The organism is Pseudomonas sp. OE 28.3, assembly GCF_014268205.2.
GTDB classification, from domain to species: domain Bacteria; phylum Pseudomonadota; class Gammaproteobacteria; order Pseudomonadales; family Pseudomonadaceae; genus Aquipseudomonas; species Aquipseudomonas edaphica.
Genome location: NZ_CP077082.1, coordinates 170,232 through 192,248, shown reverse-complemented (window position 1 = coordinate 192,248; position 22,017 = coordinate 170,232). Strand labels below are relative to the sequence as shown.

At 62.2% G+C, this 22,017-nt stretch carries 14 protein-coding genes; 6 read left to right on the top strand and 8 right to left on the bottom strand.

Annotation, left to right across the window (positions count from 1 at the left end; translation table 11 throughout):
* Positions 1-37: 37 nt before the first annotated feature.
* Positions 38-403, top strand: a complete 366-nt coding sequence (locus tag HU759_RS00820) for a hypothetical protein (RefSeq protein ID WP_170036620.1) — start codon at positions 38-40, stop codon at positions 401-403.
* A gap of 108 nt (positions 404-511) precedes the next feature.
* Positions 512-1,501, top strand: coding sequence for a hypothetical protein (locus tag HU759_RS00815; protein ID WP_186617216.1), 990 nt, complete (start codon positions 512-514; stop codon positions 1,499-1,501).
* Here HU759_RS00815 and pbpC read toward each other — a convergent pair.
* The 8 genes from pbpC to HU759_RS00775 form a co-directional block, all read right to left on the bottom strand.
* Complete coding sequence (gene pbpC, locus HU759_RS00810; protein WP_186617217.1) at positions 1,498-3,807, bottom strand: penicillin-binding protein 1C; 2,310 nt, start codon at positions 3,805-3,807, stop codon at positions 1,498-1,500. The genes HU759_RS00815 and pbpC overlap by 4 nt on opposite strands.
* Positions 3,788-9,604 (bottom strand): MG2 domain-containing protein, encoded by a 5,817-nt coding sequence (locus HU759_RS00805; RefSeq protein ID WP_138450343.1) that lies wholly within the window; start codon positions 9,602-9,604, stop codon positions 3,788-3,790. Before HU759_RS00805 ends, pbpC begins: the two co-directional genes overlap by 20 nt.
* Positions 9,605-9,914: 310 nt before the next feature.
* Positions 9,915-10,847 carry a phosphatidate cytidylyltransferase gene (locus HU759_RS00800; RefSeq protein WP_017135107.1) on the bottom strand — a complete coding sequence of 311 codons (933 nt, stop codon included), beginning with the start codon at positions 10,845-10,847 and terminating at the stop codon, positions 9,915-9,917.
* 1 nt (position 10,848) lies between these two features.
* Positions 10,849-11,469, bottom strand: a complete 621-nt coding sequence (locus HU759_RS00795; RefSeq protein WP_056860933.1) for a lysophospholipid acyltransferase family protein — start codon at positions 11,467-11,469, stop codon at positions 10,849-10,851.
* 9 nt (positions 11,470-11,478) lie between these two features.
* Positions 11,479-11,922: a hypothetical protein gene (locus HU759_RS00790; protein WP_176992473.1), complete on the bottom strand. Its 444-nt coding sequence runs from the start codon at positions 11,920-11,922 to the stop codon at positions 11,479-11,481.
* Positions 11,912-13,210, bottom strand: a complete 1,299-nt coding sequence (locus tag HU759_RS00785; protein ID WP_186617218.1) for a phosphatase PAP2/dual specificity phosphatase family protein — start codon at positions 13,208-13,210, stop codon at positions 11,912-11,914. The genes HU759_RS00790 and HU759_RS00785 overlap by 11 nt, the downstream gene beginning before the upstream one ends.
* 2 nt (positions 13,211-13,212) lie before the next feature.
* On the bottom strand, positions 13,213-14,967 hold the full coding sequence (locus HU759_RS00780; protein ID WP_186617220.1) for a bifunctional alpha/beta hydrolase/class I SAM-dependent methyltransferase: 1,755 nt from the start codon (positions 14,965-14,967) through the stop codon (positions 13,213-13,215).
* Between the two features lie 11 nt (positions 14,968-14,978).
* A complete protein-coding gene (locus tag HU759_RS00775; RefSeq protein ID WP_133078442.1) occupies positions 14,979-15,602 on the bottom strand; it encodes a CDP-alcohol phosphatidyltransferase family protein in 624 nt (207 codons plus the stop codon).
* Positions 15,603-16,148: 546 nt separating this feature from the next.
* On the opposite strand from HU759_RS00775, the gene HU759_RS00770 reads away from it, so the two are divergent.
* The 4 genes from HU759_RS00770 to HU759_RS00755 are packed head-to-tail and all read left to right on the top strand — an operon-like array spanning position 16,149 to position 21,993.
* Entirely contained in the window at positions 16,149-18,074 is a 1,926-nt protein-coding gene (locus HU759_RS00770) for a protease modulator HflK (RefSeq protein ID WP_138450388.1), read from the top strand.
* Between the two features lie 9 nt (positions 18,075-18,083).
* Entirely contained in the window at positions 18,084-19,079 is a 996-nt protein-coding gene (locus tag HU759_RS00765) for a protease modulator HflC (protein WP_170037021.1), read from the top strand.
* Positions 19,076-20,110: a protease modulator HflK gene (locus HU759_RS00760; protein WP_138450390.1), complete on the top strand. Its 1,035-nt coding sequence runs from the start codon at positions 19,076-19,078 to the stop codon at positions 20,108-20,110. The genes HU759_RS00765 and HU759_RS00760 overlap by 4 nt, the downstream gene beginning before the upstream one ends.
* Complete coding sequence (locus HU759_RS00755) at positions 20,107-21,993, top strand: cation-translocating P-type ATPase (protein ID WP_058421072.1); 1,887 nt, start codon at positions 20,107-20,109, stop codon at positions 21,991-21,993. Before HU759_RS00760 ends, HU759_RS00755 begins: the two co-directional genes overlap by 4 nt.
* Positions 21,994-22,017: the final 24 nt, after the last annotated feature.

The window sequence follows — 22,017 nt, the reverse complement described above, 5'->3', positions numbered from 1 at the left end:
TTACATGCTGGAGCCGCCAACTCAAGGACGCCCGTTTATGCAAAGCCTCTCTACAATCGTACACGCACGCTTGCACAATCGCCGATTTGCGGTGGCGAACAACGCCCAAGGACTGTCCGGTGTCGGTACGGTATTTCATTACCTGGTCGAAGATGGCGTTATTTCGAGTACTTACGAAGGCGGTCGGATTCGTTTGGGAGCGCAGGTCGGACAGGTGACAGGTCACAACACCTTTGAGCTGCTTTTTCACTGTGTGACAGTGGACGAGCAACTACTTGCCGGGTGGTCGAGAGGTACAGTGGGTGTCGACGCGTCAGGGCGCACAACCTTGAGCTTTGTTTGGGGCTGGTTGTCGGGCGCGACAGGTGGCGGCGAGTCGAATTACACCGAGTTGACTGCATGAGGTAGCCCGCCGAGAACCCCCATGCTCCCTGCCTCATTGATGTGCATTAGCGGCCACCTTATCCCTAGAATGCAGCCTTATGGATAGCCAGACAGGGGTGTCATCACTATGAACAGAGGTTTCTACCGTGCGGACAAACGCTTGCCGCTCAGCCTTTCGTACTCGCTGAGACCTGGTCTGGTAAAAGTCTGTGGCACTGTGATGCTCAAAGAGTCGCGCTTATCCCCAGTGGATGGCTTGCCCTGTGCCGGGTATTCACTGCAGATCCAGGAGAGCTACCGCGACAGCGGCGAAAGGGATGCATGGCGGACAGTATTTACTGACGCACAATGCAATGACTTTGCGCTCAAGGATGCCCACGGCACTGTGGATATCATCGCCGAAGGCATTGAGTTGTTTTCAGGCCAAGTGCCACAGCTAGGGGACTATCGTTACACCGCAGGACCGGGCCGCCAACAAGGAGAAATCTTGCTCAGCGAAAGCCTGGAGGTCATGGTTATCGGTACTGCAATACAGCGTAACGGTAAAACGGTGATCGTCCGGGGTGAGGAGGCCGATACGGTATTTGGTGTGGAGCGGCTGCGCACTGTGAACAACTATCGTCTCGCTGTGCCAGCGTGGCGCGCCTTGGGGTTATGCAGTGCGTTGGTGGTGTTGTTCAGTATGGCGCTACTGCTTATAGATCCGGCGCAATGGATGCAGTGGCAGTTGCCCAGCCGCGATACGTTCCAGCAAATGGCTGGATTGGGGCCATTCCATGAATGGGTGGCTTTGTTGTATCAGCGCCAAGGTTTATCGCTGCCGTTGTTGGCTGCCTTCGGTTGGATGGGCACAGTATTCGTGCTGATGTGCGTTGCACGGGTGTTTCTTTATCGAGATATCCACAAGCGGGTTCAGCCCATACTTATCGCCTGGGGAGTGGTTGGCGTGATCGGTGGCGGCCTGGTGACGTGGGCATTGGTGGCGCTCGAGTTCGATCCATTCAAGATCCTTTTGATCTGGCTGAGCGTGATTATTGTCGCTTTGATCTTTTCCACTACCCAAATACGCGCGTTGCAGGCGTTGGTGGCGAGCGTTTTCAAAACCGAGTTGACCTAAGGTACAAACTCTACTCGTAACCCGCGGCTCGCACTGCGGCCCTGATCATCACTGACCCGCAACCGATACTCGCCCGACTTGCCCGGCCGCCAGTTCAAGGTGGTTTGCGGCGGGCCTTGGCCGATCAGGGTCTGGTCGGCAAACCAGTACAGCGTGGTCGCATCACTGGCCGCGTTGGCATTGAGCGGAATGCTTTCCTGCGGCTGGGACAGGCGCAACTGGTAGCTCACCTGTGTCAGCGGCGAGCGAATCTGCGGCGCTTCGCTTTGGTCGCTGATGCGGTTGGGTTGGCAATTTTTCATCACGTTCGGTGGCGTGCGCCGGGGCAGGCCGGCGGCGCGGTATAGGCGCTGCACGTCGCTGGGCCAGAATTCGAAGACTTCTTCGCGGGTGTATTGCGGGTCGAACGGCGGGCATGCGGCCTTGCCGGTGCGGGTGTCGATCAGTACCGGGCGGTGCAGGTTGGACACGCGAATCGGCGACACGCCAGGGATGTACCAGGTCTTGCGGGTTTGCGGGCACCAGCGGTTGGGCAATTCGCCGGAGGCCGCGCACACGTCGATGCGCACCAGCCCGGCGGGCGGCTTGTCGGGCTTGATCACCACGTTGGGCAAGGCCAGCGGCAGGGCGTCGGCGATACGGAAGAACAGCGGCGCGGCGGTTTTGGCGCCGATAAACGTCGGGTTCGGCCGCCCATCAAAATTACCCACCCACACCACCAGCACATACGGCCCGACCAGGCCTGCGCTCCAGGCATCATGAAAGCCCCACGACGTGCCGGTTTTCCAGGCCGTGCGCCAGTGGCGGCCGGGCAGACCATCCGGGCGCGGGTTGCGGCGCAGCATGTCGCGCACCATAAACGCCGCTTGGGGCGTGAGCAGTTGCGCTCCAGTGGTTTGCGGCTGTTCCTGCAAATAGCGCAAAGGCCGCAAATGCCCGTCACCCGCCAGCATCACATACAGGCGCGCCAGTTCCTCCGGCGTCATCTCGCCGCCGCCCAAGGCCAGGGCCAAACCGTAGTGGCTTTCCCCACGCAAGCCTTTGATACCGGCGCGTTGCAGCAAGCCATACAGCGAGGGCGACTGCACTTGGCTGGCGAGCCACACCGCCGGAATATTGCGACTACGGATCAACGCATCCCGCGCTGTCAGTGGCCCGACAAAACTGCCGTCGAAATTTTCCGGCTGGAAGTAGCCGAAGTTACTGGGTAAATCCTTGAGGATGCTCATGGGGTGGATAACCCCCTGATCCAGCGCCAACCCATACAGAAACGGCTTGAGCGTCGACCCCGGCGAGCGCCGCGACAACACGCCGTTGACCTGCCCGTGGATGCCTGTGGATAAGTAATCCGCCGAACCTACCAGCGCCTTGACGCTCTGGTCGCGGCTGTCCACAAGGATGGCCGTGGCGTTTTCCACACCGGTACTGCGCCGCTCGGCAATAAAGCCTGTGATCAAGCGTTCGAGCAGTTGCTGCAAAGGCAGGTTGAGGGTTGAGTTGAGTTCGTTGCCGGGTTGCGACGCCAGCAGCTGTTCGCTCAAGTGCGGTGCCAGAAACGGTATCTGCTGGCGGTTGCGCGCCTCCAGAGGCAAGTCGAGCAAACTGTCGTTACGCGGGTCCTGTGGATAAGTTTCGCGCCAGTCGGCCATCAAGCGCAGCCGCGCATTTTGCAGCGACGGCCCGAAGCGCGCGCGTCGCCCCGGTTGCTGTGGGATCACCGCCAGCGCCAAGGCTTCGGACAACGACAACTGCGCCGCCGACTTGCCAAAGTAAATCCGGCTGGCCGCTTCGGCGCCCTCGATATTGCCACCCATGGGCGCCAGGTTCAGGTAAGCCTCAAGGATATCGTGCTTGCTGTAGCGCGCTTCCAGCCACAGCGCCAGGGCCATCTGCTGCAATTTGCCCGGCACTTGGCGGGTGTTGAGGTTCCACAGCCGCCGCGCCAGCTGCATGCTCAAGGTCGAGCCGCCCTGACGCTGGCCGCCGCTGTAGGTGGCCATGGCCGCGCGCAGCAACGCCGGGGGGTTGATGCCCGGGTGCCAATAGAAATTGCGGTCTTCCTTTAGCAGCAAGGCCTCGACCAGTGACGGCGACATGCGCTCCAGCGGCAGCCACAGGCGATATTGCCCGTCCTGCGCCAAGGTCATGCGCAGCAACGCGCCGTCATCGGCCAACACCACGCGGGACGAGGTGACGGCCTGTTCCAGCGGGGCATGGGGCCACCATCGCAGCCCCGCCAGCGTGCCTGTAAAGAGTACCGCCGCTGCAAGCAGCGGCGTCAGGCGTTTAAGGCTTGGTAATTTCAAGCTGGCCTACTTTGCCGCGCCCTTGCAGGGTGGTTTCGTACATGCCTTCGGCGTAGGCCGGTGGCGTATTGAACGTCCCTGCGTTGGTGGCGCGCACGCGGTACACGAAAGTGCCTACATCACGCAGCGCGGTGCCGTACAACACCACTCGATCATCGCGCACGTCCACGTAGTCCGGCTGCCAGTTGCTCAGCTCGGTTTCGCCGATCGGCGCCTGCCAGGTATCGGCTTCGTCACCGTCTGCGGTTTCCACGTACTCGGAATCGTCGCCTTCACTTTCACTTTCTTCGTTGCTGGCGGCCGCTTCCGGCTCCGGCGGCAAGTTATACACAGGCTCGACGCCACCGGGCAGCAGATCGACCACGGCCACTTGCTGCACTTGGTCGCGGTCGGTGGCGCGCAGGCGCAGGCGCACCAGGAACTCGTCGCCCACCGCGACTTTGCTCACTGGCTCGCCTTTGAGGTCGAGGTATTCGTGGATGATCTCCAGGCCATTGTTGATGGGCTTGAGCTTGGCGCCCTTGTCGAAACCGGCTTCGCTGAGCATGTAGAAGGCGGCCGGTCCGTCGGTTTTTTCCATCACCAGCTTCTGCGTTTTACCCGGCACGGCGGCGCGCGGTGGCTGGCCGGCCATCTCCAGCAATTGCTGTTGCTTGTCGCCCAGCCAGGCGGTCGCCTTGAGGGTCATGTCGCTCTGGGCGCGCTGGCCATAATTGTCCAGGGCGCGCAGCAGCAGGGCGGCCGACAGCGAGTTGTAACGCTGTTCGTTCAGGCGCTTGCCGAGTTTATCCAGCAGCGCCGTCGGTACATCGTCAAGCAACTCGGGGAATTGGCGCGCCAGCAGGTGCAAGTGCTCGGCGTCGTGTACCAGCGGGTCGTAATACAGGCCGTCGCTGTCCCACTTATCCACCAGCGAACGCCACGGGATTTTGCGGAACAGGGTATCGGCCTGACGATCCTGCTTGAGCAGCTTGTAACTGGCCGCCAGGTAAGCGGCGCCCAGGTCGTTTTGCCAGGTATCTTTGAAGTAGCTCTCGTAGCGCTCGCGAATGTCGCTCAAGGCGCCACTCACCAGAATTCCCTGACGGCTCAAGAGGTAACTGGCGTAGGCACGGTTGCGCAATTCCGACAGACCTTCGCTTGGGCCATTGGCCAGGTCGGTCAGGTAGGCGTTGGAGCGCGCCAGCAGGTCTTCCGGCACCGGCAGCCCGCGTTCCTTGGCTTCGATCAGGAAGTCGGTGGCGTACAGGCTGGCATACGGCGCCACGTCCGGGTTGGCGGCCCACAAACCAAAGCCACCGGCCGAGTTCTGGCGCTGGCGCAGCATGCGCACCGCGCCGCTGAAGGCTTGTTCGGCTTCTGGTGCGGTACCGCCCCAGATCAACGCCGGCATGGCCTTGGACACCAATTGCTCGGTGCAGGCGTAGCCATAGTCATCCAGGTAATGCTTGAGGCCGTTGGCCCATACCAGCGGCGAGGCAGCCACACCCAGTTGCACATCGCGCAATTGGCTGAACAGCTCACGCGTCGGTTTCAGCTCTTTGCTGGCGCTGTCGAACCGGCCCAGGCTCAAGGCCACGCGATGCTCGCTCAGTGGGCGGATCGACGTGGTTTCTGCGACCTGGATACGTTTGCCGTTCGGCAGTACCGCGACAAAACGCAGGTCCGCGGAGCCGAGGGTTTCACCGACCTTGATCTTGAACTCGGCAGTGCCTTCCTTGCGCGGTTGCAGCGACAGGGTACTGCCTTTGTCGCCCTGCACGTTTAGCCCGTCGCTGGTCTGCACTTCAAACTTCACGTCCGCTGCCGCGTCGAGGTTACTGAACACCCCGGCGCTCACATTGAACACGTCCCCCGGCGCCACAAAGGCCGGCACGTTCGGTGTGATCACAATCGGCCCGCGCACTTCGGTATTGGCCTCGCTGACGCCCACGCTGTCACTGTCCACTGCCACCGCAAACAGGTGCAGCTTGCCGTTGAAGCTGTCCGGCACCTGGTAATGCAGCACGGTTTCACCGGCCGGCAGGTCAACCAACCCGGACCACCAGGCCACGGGCGGCTGGTGTTTACGCTTGAACGGGTTGAGGTGGTTGGCCAGCGCGCCTTCGGTGTCACCACCGGGCGCTGCGCCACTGAGCAGGCGGCTGAATTCCGGCAGGATCAGGTCAAGGATCTGACTGGTGCCAACCTCCAATGCGCGTTTCTGGAAGAAGAAGCCCAACGGGTCGGGCGTCTGGTAACGCGCCACTTGCAGGATGCCTTCGTCCACCGCGTAAACCACCGCGCGGCCTGGGCGGTCGGCAGTTACCTTGATATCCAGGGTCTGCCCCGGCTCGATCTTCTCCGGGCCTTCAACCTTGAGCGCCATGCGCCGTGCATCCAGGTTGATGCTGAACGGCACCACGCCGTAGGACAGCGGGCTCATATAAACCTCAGGTGAACCCATGTCGCGCACAAACTGCACGTTGACGTAGGCATTGCCCTCAAGCCCGGCAGGCACGCGGATATGTTGCACGCTGTTGGTGCTGTCGGCCTTGAACCACTGCTGGGTGTAAACCTTGTCACGCTCGATGGTGATCAAGCCGGCACCGGTGTAAGGCGCGCGGATGCTGATCGCTATCTCATCACCGGTGGCATAGCTGCGTTTATCCAGGCGCAGTTGCAGCTCGGCGTTGCGCTCCAGCGAGCGCGAGGTGTTGCCGCGCCCGGCCACGCTGTAGTCGATCTGGTTGAGCAGGCGGCCATTGGCGTCTTTGACCTGCAGGGTGAAATCACCCGGCGTGCCGGTGTTCAGGGTCTGCTTGGCGCCGTCCTTGGTCATCGTCAGCGGTGAGGCCGGCTGGCTGATGTTCTTGATGCGCGACTCGTATTTGTAGGTGCCGTTGGACTGTTTCACCAGTACCGATACGTAACGGTGTTCGACCACTTCACTGGTCAGGCCATCCACGGCCATCGGCGTGAGGTCCGGCGCGACGGCCAGCCATTGCACCTGACGCGGGGCGTCCTTGGCGACGTACGACAGCGAATCCTGACTTTTCACACCGACCAGATAAGGCGCGGACGACACCAGCAGCGCACTTTGCGCCGCCACGTTGCGGCCGCCTTCGGCCTCGAACACCTGGGTCATCACCTGCAGGCGATAGGTGCTGCTGGCAAAGCGTTGCAGGTTGAGATCGAGTACGGCCTGGCCGTTATCGTCGACGGTGGTTTCAGCCAGGTCTTCGGTGCTGGCTTCTTCCAGGGCGTCGTTGAGGCGGAAGCGGTAATCGGGGTAACGGTCAAAGGCCGCGAGCGTCGGGCTCAGGGACATCTTCGCTGTGACACGTCGGCCGGCTGCCGGCGCGCCGAACAAGTGCATCGCGGTGACTTTGGCCACCACCTGGTCCGGTGGAATCCAGCCCAACACCGGCGTGTCGTGCAGGCTCAGGCTGACCTTCATGCGGTCCGGCTCGAAGTCGCGGACCTTGAAGCTGACACTGCCGAGGTCGGTGCGGGTGTTTTTCTGGCCGATCAGCTGCAAAGTCGCGGTGTACTCACCGGCGGGAGCGACTTCACTGCTGGGGAAATCAAAGGTTTCAAAGCCGCTGGTGGACAGTTTGAGCGGCTGGCGAATCACTTCCAGGCCGCGCGGGTCGGTGATTTGCAGTTCAACCGGCAGGCCTTGCAGCGCACCTTTCCAGTCGCCGCTGCGCACGATCATGCCCAGGTGCGCGGTCTCGCCCGGGCGGTACAGGCCACGGTCGGTGAACATATACGCGCTGAGGCGATTAATCGCGCCGTCTTCTTCCAAACCGCCTACATCGAAGCGTGAAAAGTCCAACTGCTGGGACTGACGGGCAATCGGCAGGAACGACTGGTCATTGCCGCGCGTGACTACATACATCAGCGGCGTTTTCTCACGGCGCAGTTCATCCAGCTTGGCGAAATGCGCGTGGCCTTCGGCATCGGTGCGGCCGCTGGCGACCGGCAGACCGTTGCGACCCATGATATCGACTTGCGCATCGGCGACCGGCGAGCCGTTGCCGATGGACTGCACAAACACATCGTGGCTGCCGTCGCTGGAGCGCTTGGCGATGATGCCAAGGTCGGTAACCACGATAAAACGCAGGTCGCTGGTGCTGTTGCGTTCGTACTCGAACGTGCGCTCGGCCGGGTCATCCTGCGGGCTCAGCTTGAGCACGAAAATACCGCGACGGCCGCCATTGGCAGTGAGGTAGTGGCTGAGGTCGACGTTGTCGTAGACGGTTTTCGCCGGGTCATTGGACGACAACGCAATATCCAGCGACTGACGCTCAACCATGCGGTCGAAGTATTCATTGCCGAAATTCGGCCGGGCGAAGCTGCCGCTGCTTTGGTCGACCAAATGCTGCAACTGGTTGGGCAGCAGGCGGGCGATTTCCACATGGGCACCGGGCACGCCACGGGCCATGAAACCCAGGCGTTTTTCGCCGTTGAGGCTCAGCAGCGCGCCGTCCGACAGGAACTGCAAGGTGCGTGGGTACGCCGGCATGCTGATCAGCGAAGCGGTAGGGTTTTTCGCCAGATAACCGCCAATGGCTTCCAGGTTGGCGGGCACGCGTACATACAGCGCGCGGCCGGCCGGAGCCTTGAACTTGAACGCATGCAGGGTGTTCAGCGGCTCGACGCTGGGCACGTGGGTCAGGCTGACCTTGGTGCTGCGCGCCAGCATCGCGTCGTCGATGTCGTTGCTGGTGTAAGGGCGCGTGTCGTCTTCAGCCTTGGCCGGCAGCAGCCAGGCCTGGACCTTACCGGCGATGGTGTCATCGGCCACGGCGCTGGAGCTGCTGAACATCAACACCGGTTCCGGTTCGCCGCGCTCGTTGTCGACAAAGCTGACTTCGGCACCGGTAAACGTCAGGCGATAACGGCCGGGCACGGTGACTTCCGCCACCAGTGGCGCGTTGCTGGCATTGCCGCCGTCACGGGCTTTGATGCCTTCATCGAGCTTGGCGCTGACCGGCGTGCTTTCCAGTGGCGTGGCCAGGGCGGCGGAGCGCACGTAAGCATTGAGCTTGAGGTCGTCGAAGGTGATTTCCGGGCGGTTGGGCAGCTGGGCGTCGCGGTAGGCCAGGCCTTTGCCGAGGGTTACCGAGACGCGCTTGCGCAGGTTGTCTTCATCCACCGGGTGGGAAAAGTGGAAGGTCGCCACCAGCTGTTTCAGTGTGGGGTTGGACGGGTCTTGGTACAGCTCGTTTTGCGCCAGGGTGGCGCGGAACGGTTGGGTGGAGAACTGGCTGCTGTATTGGCTGAGCAGCACGCCGTCAGCCAGCAGCTGTTTCTTGGCCAGGTCGAGCGTGTAATGGGCATCCACAGGCCAGTCTTTTTCCGGCACGAACAATAACGTGCGGTCGTCAGACCAACGCCAGGCACCGGCTACAGCGGGTTTAAGGGTAATGCCTTCAGTGACCGGCTTGCCAATGGCCGCCAGCGGAGCCACGGACTCGGCAAAGCGCACCTGCAAGTTATCCACAACCGGAGGCTGCTGGGTGTAATCGGTCAGGTTCGGCTTATGCAGCGAATAACCCACGGTGTGGGGCTGCGGCAAATTCGAATACCAGTGCCAGCCGTAGAAACCAGCAGCGGCCAGCAGCACCAGGCCCAAGACCCCGGCACCCGCCTGGCGCGGATAGGTGCGGGCTTTACTGCCCAGGTTCCCCACGCCACGGCCCGTGGCTCGCAGCCAGGCTGGCGGCTGCCATTGGCCAAAGATGGCACTCACCACAGTCAATAAAGCGCCGATAATCCGGCGGCTGATCGCTTTCAACGAGTCGAACATGGTGAGCATCCCTGGCAAAGTGCGGCCTATCTTACACGCGTCTTTGATACAAAAGATGACGTGCAGTGGTCTACGTGCTCAGGCGTGTTGCACAAAGGTGAGGCGTACCGCAAAACCGATCGAAAGGTTGGCCGTGAAGCAAGGTTTCGGATTGAGCGGGGCCTCCCAATACACCACAAAACCCTGTGGGAGCTGGCTTGCCTGCGATGGCGGTGGCACACCAAAAAGTGATGTTGGCTGACACTCCGCTATCGCAGGCAAGCCAGCTCCCACAATTGATGTGTGTTGGGCTTGAGAGAGAGTGTGTGTCTCAAGTCCACCAGTAGCGCACAAGGTGGAAGAAAATCGGCGCGGCGAAGCACACCGAATCCAGGCGATCCAGCATCCCGCCGTGGCCTTCGATCATGTGCCCCCAATCCTTCACGCCCCGGTCGCGCTTGATCGCCGACATCACGATGCCGCCGGCGAAGCCCAGCAGGTTGATCAGCAGCGCGATCAGGAATGACTGCCACGGGTTGAACGGCGTGGTCCACCACAGCGCCGCGCCGATCAGGGACGACAGCAGAATCCCGCCGACAAAGCCTTCCACGGTTTTGGACGGCGACAGGTTGGGCGCGATCTTGTGTTTGCCGAACAGCTTGCCGCACACGTACTGCAGCACGTCCGACAGCTGCACCACGATCACCAGGTAAGCGATCAGCAACAGGTTGCGGCCTTCGTAGCCGGGAATGTCGAGCGTCAGCAGGGCGGGCACGAACGACACGCAGAACACCGCGATCATCAGGCCCCATTGCACCTTCGACGCACGCTCCAGAAAGTGCGTGCTGTCGCCGCCCAGTGAGGCGAGGATCGGCAGCAGCAGGAACACGTACACGGGGATAAAGATCGAGAACAGCCCGTACCAGTCGGCGTAGATCAGCAGGTATTGCAGCGGCAGCGCCAGATAGAACGCCGCCACCAGCGCTGGGTAATCGCTGCGGCGGGTGGGCGTGAGGGTGAGAAATTCGCGCAGGGCGTAGAACGACACCGCGTAGAACAGCAGGATCACCGCGCCGGTGCCGAGCCAGAAGGCGATACCGATCACCACCACCATCACCCACCAGGCATTGATGCGGGCGTTAAGGTTGTCGACCACCGCATTCGGTGTGCCACGGGTGCGCAGTTTGAGGATCAGGCCGATCAGCGAGGCGAGCACCAGAATCGCACCGATCCCGCCGAACAACATCAGGGTTTGGCTATCCATGTCAGACATGCTCCGGGGCGAGGGCAAGCAGGGCATCGCGGGTGCGGGCGAGGAAGGCGGATTTGTCTTCACCGTCTTCCAGTTGCAGCGGCGCGCCGAAGCTGGTGGTGCACAGCAAAGGCAGCGGCAGTACGCGGCCCTTGGGCATGACCCGGTTGAGGTTGGCGATCCACACCGGAATCAATTCGGCCTGTGGGTAACTTTTGGCCAGGTGATACAGGCCACTTTTGAACGGCAGCAAACCGTCCTCCAGGTTGCGCGTACCTTCGGGAAAGATGATCAAGGAATCGCCGCCTTCCAGCGCGGCCAGCATCGGCTGCAAGGGGTTATCCACAGGGTCTTTGCGCTCACGGTCGATCAACACGCCGTTGAACACGCGGTTGATGATGTAGCGGCGCAGTGCGCTTTGGTTCCAGTAATCACTGCCGGCCACCGGGCGCGTGAATTTGCGCAGGTTTTGCGGCAACGACGCCCATAACAAGACGAAATCACCGTGGCTGCTGTGGTTGGCGAAGTAGATGCGCTGCACCGGCACTGGTGCGCAGCCCAGCCACAGGCTGCGGGCGCCGGTGACGGTGCGGGCCATCGAGGTAATCAGGGTGGCGACCACGGGTTCGAACATGGGGATTCCTTATCCGGCGAAAGGTAGCCAAGGGCTGGCGAGGATGACGGCCAGGGTCAGCAGCGCTTGCGCGCCCAGCAACCAGGCTTGTTTACGCAGCAGTTTGAGCGCGCCGCGACGGCGTTCGATCCAGGGCCGGCCGGCGCGTTTGGGCGATTGCAGGCCGAGGGTCTGCAAGGCTTGGTCGAGATCGGCCGTGCGCTCGGTGTCGCGGGCCAGCAGGGCGAACAGGTCGGCGTCGAAGGCCACGCGCAAGGCCCAGTACTTTTGCAGCAAGCCAAGAATAATCATCCACAGGCTGAGCAGCAGGCACAGGGTCGAAACGCTCGCCAACAGCAACTGAGCGAGGCCAAACAACACGCCAGCCACGGTCAGGCCTGTGGATAACTGATCCAGCGAACGGCCACGGCGCAGCAGGCTGGCAACAACCTGAAGTTCCATATCAGCGGGCATGGGGCAAACCCTCCAACGCTTTACGGTGAGCAGGATGCAGGACCACTTCGGCCCGTGCTGTAAGAATAATAGCCAGTGCCTCGTCGACCGTGGCAGCACGCCCGCTGTGCAGCAGCCACGCGGCGACGGCGGTGGCGCTGCGTGAGTAGCCGAGGGCGCAGCACACCAGCAACGCGCCGTTTGAACGCAGGCGCTCAATGGCTTCGGCGGCTTGCTGGCACTCGGCGGGGGACGGGGCAATCAGGTCCAGCACGGGCACGCATTCATAGGCGCGGCTCTGTGGATTAATCGGCAATTCGGCGCACAGATCGACGATAGCCTTGAAGGAACCTTGCTCGCCGTTGGCAGGAATTCGACCAAGCCAGACGTTATCCACAATTTGGTCAGGCTGTGGATGTTTACGTGTCCACAGCCTGGAATTTATCCACGCAGCCGCTAAATAGGGTGCATACAGCCAGCGCGCGGCAGGAGTGAGCCGGCCGTCTTTGCGCTTCTGGAAGCCCGACGCGCCGAGTACAAAGTAGTTCGCCTTGATCAAACCCAAGGAAACCGCTGGCCAAAGCAGCCACAACCACCCGCCGCGCAGCACCAAGGCCAGGATTACCAGCACTAAAGCGCCGAGGCCGTAGCGCATGCCCAGTCGCCATCGTTTTGTGTCCCGCGTCAGCCGTGCATTCAACAGCGGGCTTGGATGTTCCACCGGCCACAGCCACACACACAACCAACCGGCCAGGGCGCCTGTGGGTAAGTCGATAAAGTGATGTTGATAAGTGGTCAGCACTGAAATACCTATCAACGCAAACCAGCCATGCACCAGCCAACGCCAAAACCCTTGGGTGTGGCGCTGATACATGACCCACAAAATCACCAGCAGCGCGATATGCAGCGACGGCGCCTGGTTAAAGGGTTTGTCGAACCCGGCCAGCACTGCAAACAGCCAGCCGAATACGCCATCCAGCTCCGGCCGTTCAAAGGTGAAACGCAGCGGCCAGATCAAAAAGCAGCTCACGGCAATGACCTGCGCACTGAGCAGGCGCAACGCGTGTTGTTTCAGCTCATGGCGAGTATTGGGCAGTAGCAGTGAAAACCCGTACAGCAGGTCAATGGACCAGTAGGGCACGATGGTCCACGCCCAGAACGGCATATGGGTTTCCCAGCCGAACACCAGCGTGCCCACATCGCTGCGCTGGCTGGTGACCCAGGTGGCAAAGCCGTAGGTGCTGAAAAACAGCGGCGCCAACAGCAATAGCCACAGGACTGCGGGTTTCAATAAACCGGGTTCGCGCATGCTCAGATCTTCTGTGCCAGGGACACGGTGAAAATGCCCCACTCATCCACACGCTGGGTGATTTTGCGAAAGCCCGCCGCCTCGACCAATTGATCCATCTCTGCCTGGCTGCGACGGCGCATTACCCAGGCCTGGCCCTGGCGATGGCTGGTCAACGCGCGGGCGATCAATTCCAGTTGCGGGTGCCACGGCTGGCCGGTATAGACCAGGTACCCGCCGGGCTCCACCGCTTCGGCAAGACCGGCCAGCGAACCGCCGACCATGCCGTTATCGGCAAACAGCTCATACAGGCCGGACACCACTGCCAGGGTCGGCTTGGGCGCCAGTGACGCCAAGTCAGCTCTATCAAATGCATCGCCTTTGACGAACTGCGCGATATCCCCCAGACCTTTTTCACGAATCAGCGCGCCGCCGTCACGCACGTTGATGTCGCTGTAGTCGCGCAGCAGGATCGATTCCGGCAGCGGCGAAACGCCTTGCAAGGCTTCAAGAATGTAGCGCCCGTGGCCGGCGGCGATATCGACGATGCGCACCTCGCGATGTTCATCGCGCAACCTGGCCATGACCAGCCGTAGCAGTTCCTCGACGTTCAGCTTGCGCTGGCGAATGCCGCGCCAGCCGATGGAGTTGAGGTAGTTGGTGTCGATCATCCGCCCCAGCCCACCCTTGCCGGTGGGCGTGTTGCGGTACACGTAGTCCAGGGTGCTGCCGGAGTCGAAGCCGGTGTCGAAACCCAGTTTCACCCCGTCCGACAGGTTCTTGCCCAGGCCCATGCTGGCGCGGGTGATGCGCCAGTACAGGTCGCGCAGGGAATTACGCGGCAGCGGCGCGGCGAGGGCTTCGGATTCGGCGCACGTGGCGCCGAGTTTGTCGGCGTCGAGCAGGGCCGCGCGGTCCAGCGGATGGGCGAAGTTCTGCAGGATAAAACGCCGAGCGCTGCTTACGGCCGTGGCGCGGTCGCGCTCGCCGAGGGTGTCGTGGAAAAAACCGGGCAGGATGTGCAGCTCTTTTTTCAGGCTGCCAAGCCGGTCGAAAAATTGCTGCTGGGGTTTGCGGTGCACCACGAAGTCGGAGCCGGAGATGAGCAATTGCGTCGGCACCTGGATCGCCTGGGCATCGGCGACTACCCGGTCGGCGGCTTCGTACAAACCGAGCAGCACATTCACCGAAATCGCTTTGGTGATCAGCGGGTCGCTGTCGTAGGACGCGACGCGCTCAGGGTCATGGCTGAGGAACTTGGCCTTGACGTAGCTGTTGACGAAAAAGTTGCCGCGAAACTTGCGCATCAACGCCAGCCCGGGCCGGGCGAAGGGCACGTACAGCTTGACCTTGAACGCCGGGGAGGCGAGCACCAGCGCGCGGATTTTTGGCGCGTAGTCGTGTACCCAAGTGGCCGCGATTACCGCGCCGACGCTTTGGGCGATAACGGCGAAGTTTTGTTCTTCTATGCCGTAAGTGGCGCCGATGTGTTCGCAGAAGGTCTGCACGTCGCGGGCGCTGGTGGCGAAGCTTGGGCTGTCACCGCGGGCGCCCGGCGATTGGCCGTGGCCACGGGCGTCCCAGGCAAAGAAATCGAATTGCGGCAGGTCGAGTTCATCGACCAGGTGGGCAATACGGCCCGAATGCTCATGGCCGCGATGGAACAGCAGGATCGCCTTGCGCGGCTCATCGCCCGCAGGCGCAGTGGCCGGCCAGTGTCGATAAAAAAGCTCGACGCCATCATGGGTACTGAAAGTGTGCTCTTGCTGTTCGCGCATCGCAAAAATCCTTATGCAATCGGAGAGGTTTCTTGTTGTTCTTTGAGGCCCTGACGCACGCGGTTGACCAAGGTGTAGGCGAGCAGGGCAGCGACCAGCCACATCACCGCATCCACCCAGCCCGCGCCGAGCCAGCCCAACGCCACGCCAGTGGCGAGTACACCGAGCACGAACGCACGATCACTTTTGCCCATCGGCCCGTCATAGCGCCGTGAGGCACCCACCATCGGCCCCAGTACACCGGCGTATTCGCTGAACACGGCGAGCAACGCCACCAGCAGCACCGGCGCCAGGCTCACGCCCGGAATCAGCGCAAAGGGCAGGATCAAGGCGCTGTCGGCGATCACGTCACACAGTTCATTGAGGTAGGCGCCCAGGCGCGATTGCTGGCCGAATTCGCGTGCGAGCATGCCGTCGATGGCATTGAGGGCCATGCGCAGGATCATCCACAGCGGGATCAGCGCAAACAGCCAGAGGTGTTGGGCAAAGCTGGCGATCAGCAGGCCGACCAGCAAGGAAACGACGCCGGCCAGCACGGTTATCTGGTTAGCGGTGGTGCCATTGTCGTAGAGACGCTGCACAAGAGGGCGCAGCAGGTTCTGAAAACGCGGTTTTAGCTGGTAGATCGAAATCATGACGCTTCCTTGTCCATGGGCCCGCGAAAAACTGTTTTGGAGTGTGCCGATTAATCTGTGCCTGCACCAGTGATGGCTTGTGTTTCTGGGGGTTTAATCACTTTCCAGAGAGCACCACAGAATAAATGTGGGAGCTGGCTTGCCTGCGATGGGCATAGGTATCTACACAGCCGGTTGACACGAAATCTGTGGCAGGTGAGCCGTTGTGGCGAGCAGGCTTGCCCTGCGTTGGGCTGCGAAGCGGCCCCAAACCCAGACACTGAGTACTTTCAGGAAAATTGCAGTGCCTTCACTGGGGCTGCTTCGCAGCCCAACGCAGGCGGTGCGACGATTCGACAAGCCTGCTCGCCACAGGAGAAAGTGGCGGCCTTCAAAGTTGTGTAGATACCTATGCTGCGATGGCGGTACATCATTCCAACCATTAAAAACTGGCAGACCTTTATCGAGAGCAAGCCCGCTCCCACAGGGGATTTGCGCTGTTTTCGGACAAAAATTTCACGCTCCGTGTTATATCGTAACCAATTGTGTGTAGCGGACGTTAAGTGGATGCAAGTGGATCTGGAAGCTGACGGCGCTTCGGTTGAAGGCCTTCCGCGTTTTCAACAAGGGTTGTTCCATGCCCGCCGATTGCGCCAGGCGGGCATCAGCCTGACGGCCCTGGCCTTGGCCGGTTGGGTGCTGGCGCTGTTCGTGGCACTGTTTGCGCCGCTGTCGATCTGGCCGGTGGTGTTGATCAATTGCGCGTCGGCCTTGCTGGTGCTGGTGGCCGGGTTGCAGTCGGCGTGGTGGGTGGCGGATTGGCGCGCCCAGGCGCTGGAAACGCCCACGGCTGAACTGATCGAAGCTCCCGACGAAGAGGTTGGCGCGCTTGCACGGGCGATCAATCGGTTTGGCAGCGGTGTGCTGGCACAGATTGGCGCGCCAGTGGTGTGGCTGTGCGGCTGGTCGTTGCTGGCGCTGATCAGCATCATTGAGTTCTGGAACCTGGCCTTGCCCGCTGCCGCGGTGGGGCAATCGGCGAGCATCGGCGCGGCGGTGGCCCTGGCGTTGGCCTTTGGCTTGCTGGTGTTCGAGCGCCGCTTGGCCCAGGAAACCGCCGCGCAATGGCCGGAAGCGTCACAGCTGGCGCAGTTGAGCCGCGTGGCGATTATCAGCCTGGTGGTCAGTGCGATCTGCCTGCTGTTTGCCGGTGCCGAATCCGTGTGGCCGCTGCGTCTGGCTGTGTTGACGGGGCTGTTGCCCGCGCTGGTGGCGCTGGAGTTTCTGCTAAGGGGCGTGCTGTCACTGTTCAGCCCGCGCCAGCCGCGCCTCGAACCGCGCTTGATGGCGCAAAGCTTTATCGCGGGCCTGCTGCGTTGGCCACCCCAACCTTTGCTGGCGTTGCAGCACGAATTGCACAACCGGTTCGGCATCGACTTGCGCCAGATCTGGGCGTTTACCTACATGCGTCGGGCGTTTTTGCCAGTGCTGCTGGTGGTGCTGGCGGTAGGCTGGGCGCTGACCGGCGTGCACGAAGTGCCCCTGCAAGGCCGTGGGATTTATGAGCGCTTCGGCAAACCCGTGCAGGTTTTCGGGCCTGGCTTGCATGCCGGGTTGCCTTGGCCATTGGGGCGCGTGCTGAGCGTGGAAAACGGCGTGGTGCATGAACTGGCGACCAGCGTCAGCGAGGCCGCCGCACCGGAGTTGGCCTCGGCGGAAGGCCCGGCGCCGCTCATCGCCAATCGTTTGTGGGACGCCAGCCATGTGAATGACAAGTCCCAAGTGATCGCCAGCAGCAGCGGCGACAAGCAGAGCTTCCAGATCGTCAATATGGATGTGCGTTTCGTCTACCGCATCGGCCTGACGGACAAGGCTGCGCTGGCCGCCACCTATAACAGCGCGGATATACCGACGCTGATTCGCAGCACCGCCAGCCGCATCCTTGTGCATGACTTTGCTTCGCGTACCCTCGACGAATTGCTCGGTGAGCAACGCACCAGCCTCGCCGATGAAGTGGGTCGCGCCGTGCAGGCAGACCTGCAAAAGCTCGACAGCGGCGTGGAGATTTTGGCCACGGTCGTAGAAGCGATTCACCCACCGGCCGGTGCCGCCAACGCTTATCACGGTGTGCAGGCGGCACAAATTGGCGCCCAGGCGCTGATCTCCCGCGAACGCGGGGCTGCCAGCGAGCAAACCAACCAGGCGTTGTTGCAAGCCAGCACTGCTCGCGATCAGGCGGTGGCCACTGCCCGTGAAGTAAACGCGGGCGCCCAGGCGGCCGACCTGCGTTTTACCGCCGAACAAAAAGCCTACGCCACTGCGGGTCGTGCCTTTGTGCTGGAACAGTACCTGGGCCAACTCAGCCAAGGCCTGGCCCACGCCAAGCTGCTTATTCTGGATCACCGCCTGGGCGCCGATGGCGCGCCGACGATCGATCTGCGTTCTTTTACTTTGCCGGCCGACCCGATGGCGCCGCGTAAAGCCGTTCAATAAGGAGTCTGTCTGTTGAGCGCTCATTCTCACGATCACGGTCATCACCATCATCATGGCCACCACCATCACCATCATGGCGACGAACAGGCTGCTGGCCCATTCCCATGGCGGCGCATGGCCTGGGCGGTATTGCTGGTGTTGTTTGCCGTTGCTGCGGCGAGCCTGGTGCAGGTGCGCTCCGGTGAAGCCACGGTGATTACCCGCTTCGGCAACCCGGCGCGGGTACTGCTGGAGCCGGGCCTGGGCTGGCGCTGGCCGGCGCCGTTCGAAGCGGCGATCCCGGTGGACTTGCGCCTGCGCACCACCTCCAGCGGTTTGCAGGATGTGGGCACCCGCGATGGCCTGCGCATCATCGTGCAGGCCTACGTGGCGTGGCAGGTGCAAGGCGATGCCGACAATGTGCAGCGCTTTATGCGTGCGGTGCAGAACCAGCCTGATGAAGCGGCGCGGCAGATTCGCACCTTCGTCGGCTCGGCGCTGGAAACCACCGCTGCCAGCTTCGACCTGTCCAGCCTGATCAACACCGACGCCAGCCAGGTGCGCATTGCTGATTTTGAAGCACAGCTGCGCCAACAGATTGATCAACAATTGCTCACTACCTATGGCGTGCGCGTGGCGCAAGTGGGTGTCGAGCGCCTGACGTTGCCTTCCGTCACCCTGACCGCCACCGTCGACCGCATGCGTGCCGAGCGCGAAACCATCGCCACTGAACGCACCGCCGTGGGCAAGCGTGAAGCGGCGCAGATTCGCTCCGCTGCCGAGCGTGATGCGCGCATCGTGCAGGCCGATGCCACGGTGAAGGCCGCTGATATCGAAGCCCAGTCGCGGGTTGAGGCAGCGCAGATTTACGGGCGTGCCTATGCAGGCAACCCGCAGCTGTACAACCTGCTGCGTTCGCTCGATACCTTGGGCACGGTGGTCACGCCGGGCACCAAGATCATCCTGCGCACCGATGCTGCGCCGTTCCGTGCACTGGTAGACGGGCCTAAGGACGTTCAGCCATGACCGAGCGTGACGGCCCGGACAGCCCGTGGATCCAGGCCGGGCGTCTGACCTTCCTGGCGTTGTACGCGGTGACGGTATTGGCGGCGTTGGCCTGGGCGTTTTCGAATGTGCGCCAGATCGACCCGCAGAACCGCGCCGTGGTGTTGCACTTCGGCGCGCTTGACCGCATCCAGAACGCCGGGCTTTTGCTTGCGTGGCCGCAGCCCTTCGAGCAAGTGGTGCTGTTGCCGGCGGCGGACCGTGTGATCGAGCGGCGAGTGGAGAACTTGTTGCGCTCCGAGGCGGCGATCCAGGCCGACCGCGTGGCCAGTTTTGCCACGCCCTTGAGTGACGCGCTGGCCGGTTCCGGTTATTTGCTGACGGGCGATGCCGGCGTGGTGCAGTTGGATGTGCGGGTGTTTTATAAGGTCACCGAGCCTTACGCGTTTGTGTTGCAGGGCGAGCACGTGCTGCCGGCCCTGGATCGGCTGGTGACGCGCAGCGCGGTGGCCCTGACCGCCGCGCGCGACCTGGACACGATTCTGGTGGCGCGCCCTGAACTGATCGGCACCGACAACGGTGCCGCCGAGCGCCGTGAGCGGCTGCGCGGTGATCTGGTGCAAGGCATCAATAAACGCCTGGCGCAGCTGGCTTCGACGGGGTTGGGCTTGGGCATCGAAGTCACTCGCGTCGACGTGCAATCAAGTCTGCCAGGCCCGGCCGTCAATGCTTTTAACGCCGTGCTGACGGCCAGCCAGCAGGCCGACAAAGCCGTGGCCAATGCGCGCACCGAAGCGGAAAAGCTCACCCAGACCGCCAACCAGGAAGCCGATCGGCTGGTGCAGGTTGCCCACGCCCAGGCCAGTGAACGCTTGGCCAACGCCCAGGCGCAAACCGCGACCGTCGCCAGCCTGGCTCAAGTCAAAGACCCTGGCTTGTTGCTGCGTCTTTATCGCGAGCGCTTGCCGAAGATTCTGGGCCAGGCAGGTTCTGTGACCACCGTCGACCCTAAAGACGACTCCCGCTTGATCATTCAGGGAGCCGAGCAATGAGCGCACCCATGTTGACCTCCGCCGAGCAGCGCAGCGCTGCCCGGCAATTGACCCTGGCCATGCTGGCTCTGGGTTTACTTGTGCTCGGCCTGGTCTGGCGCTGGCTCGCGCCGGACCAGACCGGTGTCAGCCAATTACTCCTCGGCGTGGCGTCCTTGCTGGTGGCCGTGCCGGTGATGCGCTCGGCCTGGTACAGCCTGCGTTACCCCAGCCTGCATGGCATCACCGACCAATTGATCGCCCTGGCGATGCTCGGTGCCTGGGCCACCGGTGATCTGCTGACCGCCGCGTTGTTGCCGATCATCATGATCTTCGGCCATGTGCTGGAAGAGCGCAGCGTGATCGGCTCTCAGGAAGCGATTCACGCCCTGGGCAAACTGACCCGCAGCCATGCGCGGTTGGTGCAGGCCGATGGCAGCATTATTGAAGTGGATAACGGCACGCTGAACACCGGCGACATTGTCGAAGTGCGCGCCGGTGATCGCGTGCCCGCCGACGGCGTGGTGCTGTCGGGCCAGGCGAGCCTGGACACGGCGCCTATCACCGGTGAGTCGGTGCCGCTGGAAGCGAGCGTCGGTGTGCAGGTGTTTGGCGGTGCGATCAACCTGGATGGGTTGCTGCGCTTGCAGGTGACCCGCACCGGCGATGAATCGACCTTGGGCAAGGTCATCGCCCTGATGCAAAACGCTGAACGCTCCAAGCCACCGATCACGCGGCTGCTGGAGCGTTACGCCGGCAGCTATATGGTGCTGGTATTGCTGCTGGCGGCGGTGACCTGGTTTGTCACCAATGACGCTCAGGCAATGTTGGCGGTGTTGGTGGCGGCGTGCCCGTGTGCCCTGGTGTTGTCGGCGCCGGCCACAGCGATTGCCGGGATTGCGGTGGCGGCGCGCCATGGGATTTTGATTCGCAGCTCGGCGTTTCTGGAGGAGTTGGCGGACCTGACCTCGTTGGTGGTCGACAAGACCGGCACGCTCACCTTCGGCACGCTGCGTTTGCAGTCCATTGAAACCACAGCGCCGGATCGGCAGGTGTTGTTGAATCTCGCCGCCAGCCTGGGTTCGGCCAGCAGTCACCCGGTCAGCCGTGCGCTAGCCGGTTTGGCCACGCAAGAGCAAATGCTGGTGCTGACGGATATTCACGAACGCCAGGGGCTTGGCGTCGTGGCGCAAACCGGGCAGGGCGAGGCGGCGCTGGGGCGACCGGAGTTGTTCGAGCAGTTGGGTATTGTCACGACGACAGTCCCGAACCATGACGGCCCGATTGCCGGGCTGGCCTTGAACGGGCAGTTCCTGGCCTGGCTGTTGCTGGCTGACAGCGTCAAGCCGGAAGCACGCCAAGCGCTGCAAGAGCTGCGCGACCTCGGTTTGGGCCGTCAACTATTGCTGACCGGCGACCGTCAAAGTGTCGCCGACAGCCTGGCGCTCGACGTAGGCATCAGCGACGTCGAAGCGCAGGCCTTGCCGGAAGATAAGCTCAACCGCGTGCTGGGGGAAATTGGCAGCGGTTTCCGGCCGATGGTCGTCGGTGATGGCATTAACGATTCCCTGGCGCTCAAGGCGGGTGTGGTCGGTGTCGCCATGGGCGCCGGCGGGGCGGACATCGCCCTGGCATCGGCGGACGTGGTGTTGATCGGCAGCGATCTGCGTCGCCTTGGCACCTGTGTGCGCTTGAGCCGCCAGTGCCGACATACGTTGCAGGTCAACGTGATCATCGGCCTGGGCTGGACGCTGGCCATCGTGGTGTTTGCTGCTTTTGGCTGGCTGGGCGCAGCAGGCGCAATGATCGCGGCGGTGTTGCATAACCTCAGCACCCTGCTGGTATTGGGTAATGCCGGGCGTTTGCTACGCTTCCAGGAGCCGCTTTTGAAGCTGGATGAATAATTTTCAGAAATATTTGCACACAGC

What these genes read in the sequence shown, in the direction of transcription:
- HU759_RS00820 (WP_170036620.1), top strand. Translation starts at nt 38, where the DNA reads ATGCAAAGCCTCTCTACAATCGTACACGCACGCTTGCACAATCGCCGA.
- HU759_RS00760 (WP_138450390.1), top strand. Translation starts at nt 19,076, where the DNA reads ATGACCGAGCGTGACGGCCCGGACAGCCCGTGGATCCAGGCCGGGCGT.
- HU759_RS00790 (WP_176992473.1), bottom strand. Translation starts at nt 11,922, where the DNA reads ATGCCCGCTGATATGGAACTTCAGGTTGTTGCCAGCCTGCTGCGCCGT.
- HU759_RS00770 (WP_138450388.1), top strand. Translation starts at nt 16,149, where the DNA reads ATGCAAGTGGATCTGGAAGCTGACGGCGCTTCGGTTGAAGGCCTTCCG.
- HU759_RS00775 (WP_133078442.1), bottom strand. Translation starts at nt 15,602, where the DNA reads ATGATTTCGATCTACCAGCTAAAACCGCGTTTTCAGAACCTGCTGCGC.
- HU759_RS00800 (WP_017135107.1), bottom strand. Translation starts at nt 10,847, where the DNA reads ATGGATAGCCAAACCCTGATGTTGTTCGGCGGGATCGGTGCGATTCTG.
- HU759_RS00815 (WP_186617216.1), top strand. Translation starts at nt 512, where the DNA reads ATGAACAGAGGTTTCTACCGTGCGGACAAACGCTTGCCGCTCAGCCTT.
- HU759_RS00785 (WP_186617218.1), bottom strand. Translation starts at nt 13,210, where the DNA reads ATGCGCGAACCCGGTTTATTGAAACCCGCAGTCCTGTGGCTATTGCTG.
- HU759_RS00805 (WP_138450343.1), bottom strand. Translation starts at nt 9,604, where the DNA reads ATGTTCGACTCGTTGAAAGCGATCAGCCGCCGGATTATCGGCGCTTTA.
- HU759_RS00755 (WP_058421072.1), top strand. Translation starts at nt 20,107, where the DNA reads ATGAGCGCACCCATGTTGACCTCCGCCGAGCAGCGCAGCGCTGCCCGG.
- HU759_RS00795 (WP_056860933.1), bottom strand. Translation starts at nt 11,469, where the DNA reads ATGTTCGAACCCGTGGTCGCCACCCTGATTACCTCGATGGCCCGCACC.
- HU759_RS00780 (WP_186617220.1), bottom strand. Translation starts at nt 14,967, where the DNA reads ATGCGCGAACAGCAAGAGCACACTTTCAGTACCCATGATGGCGTCGAG.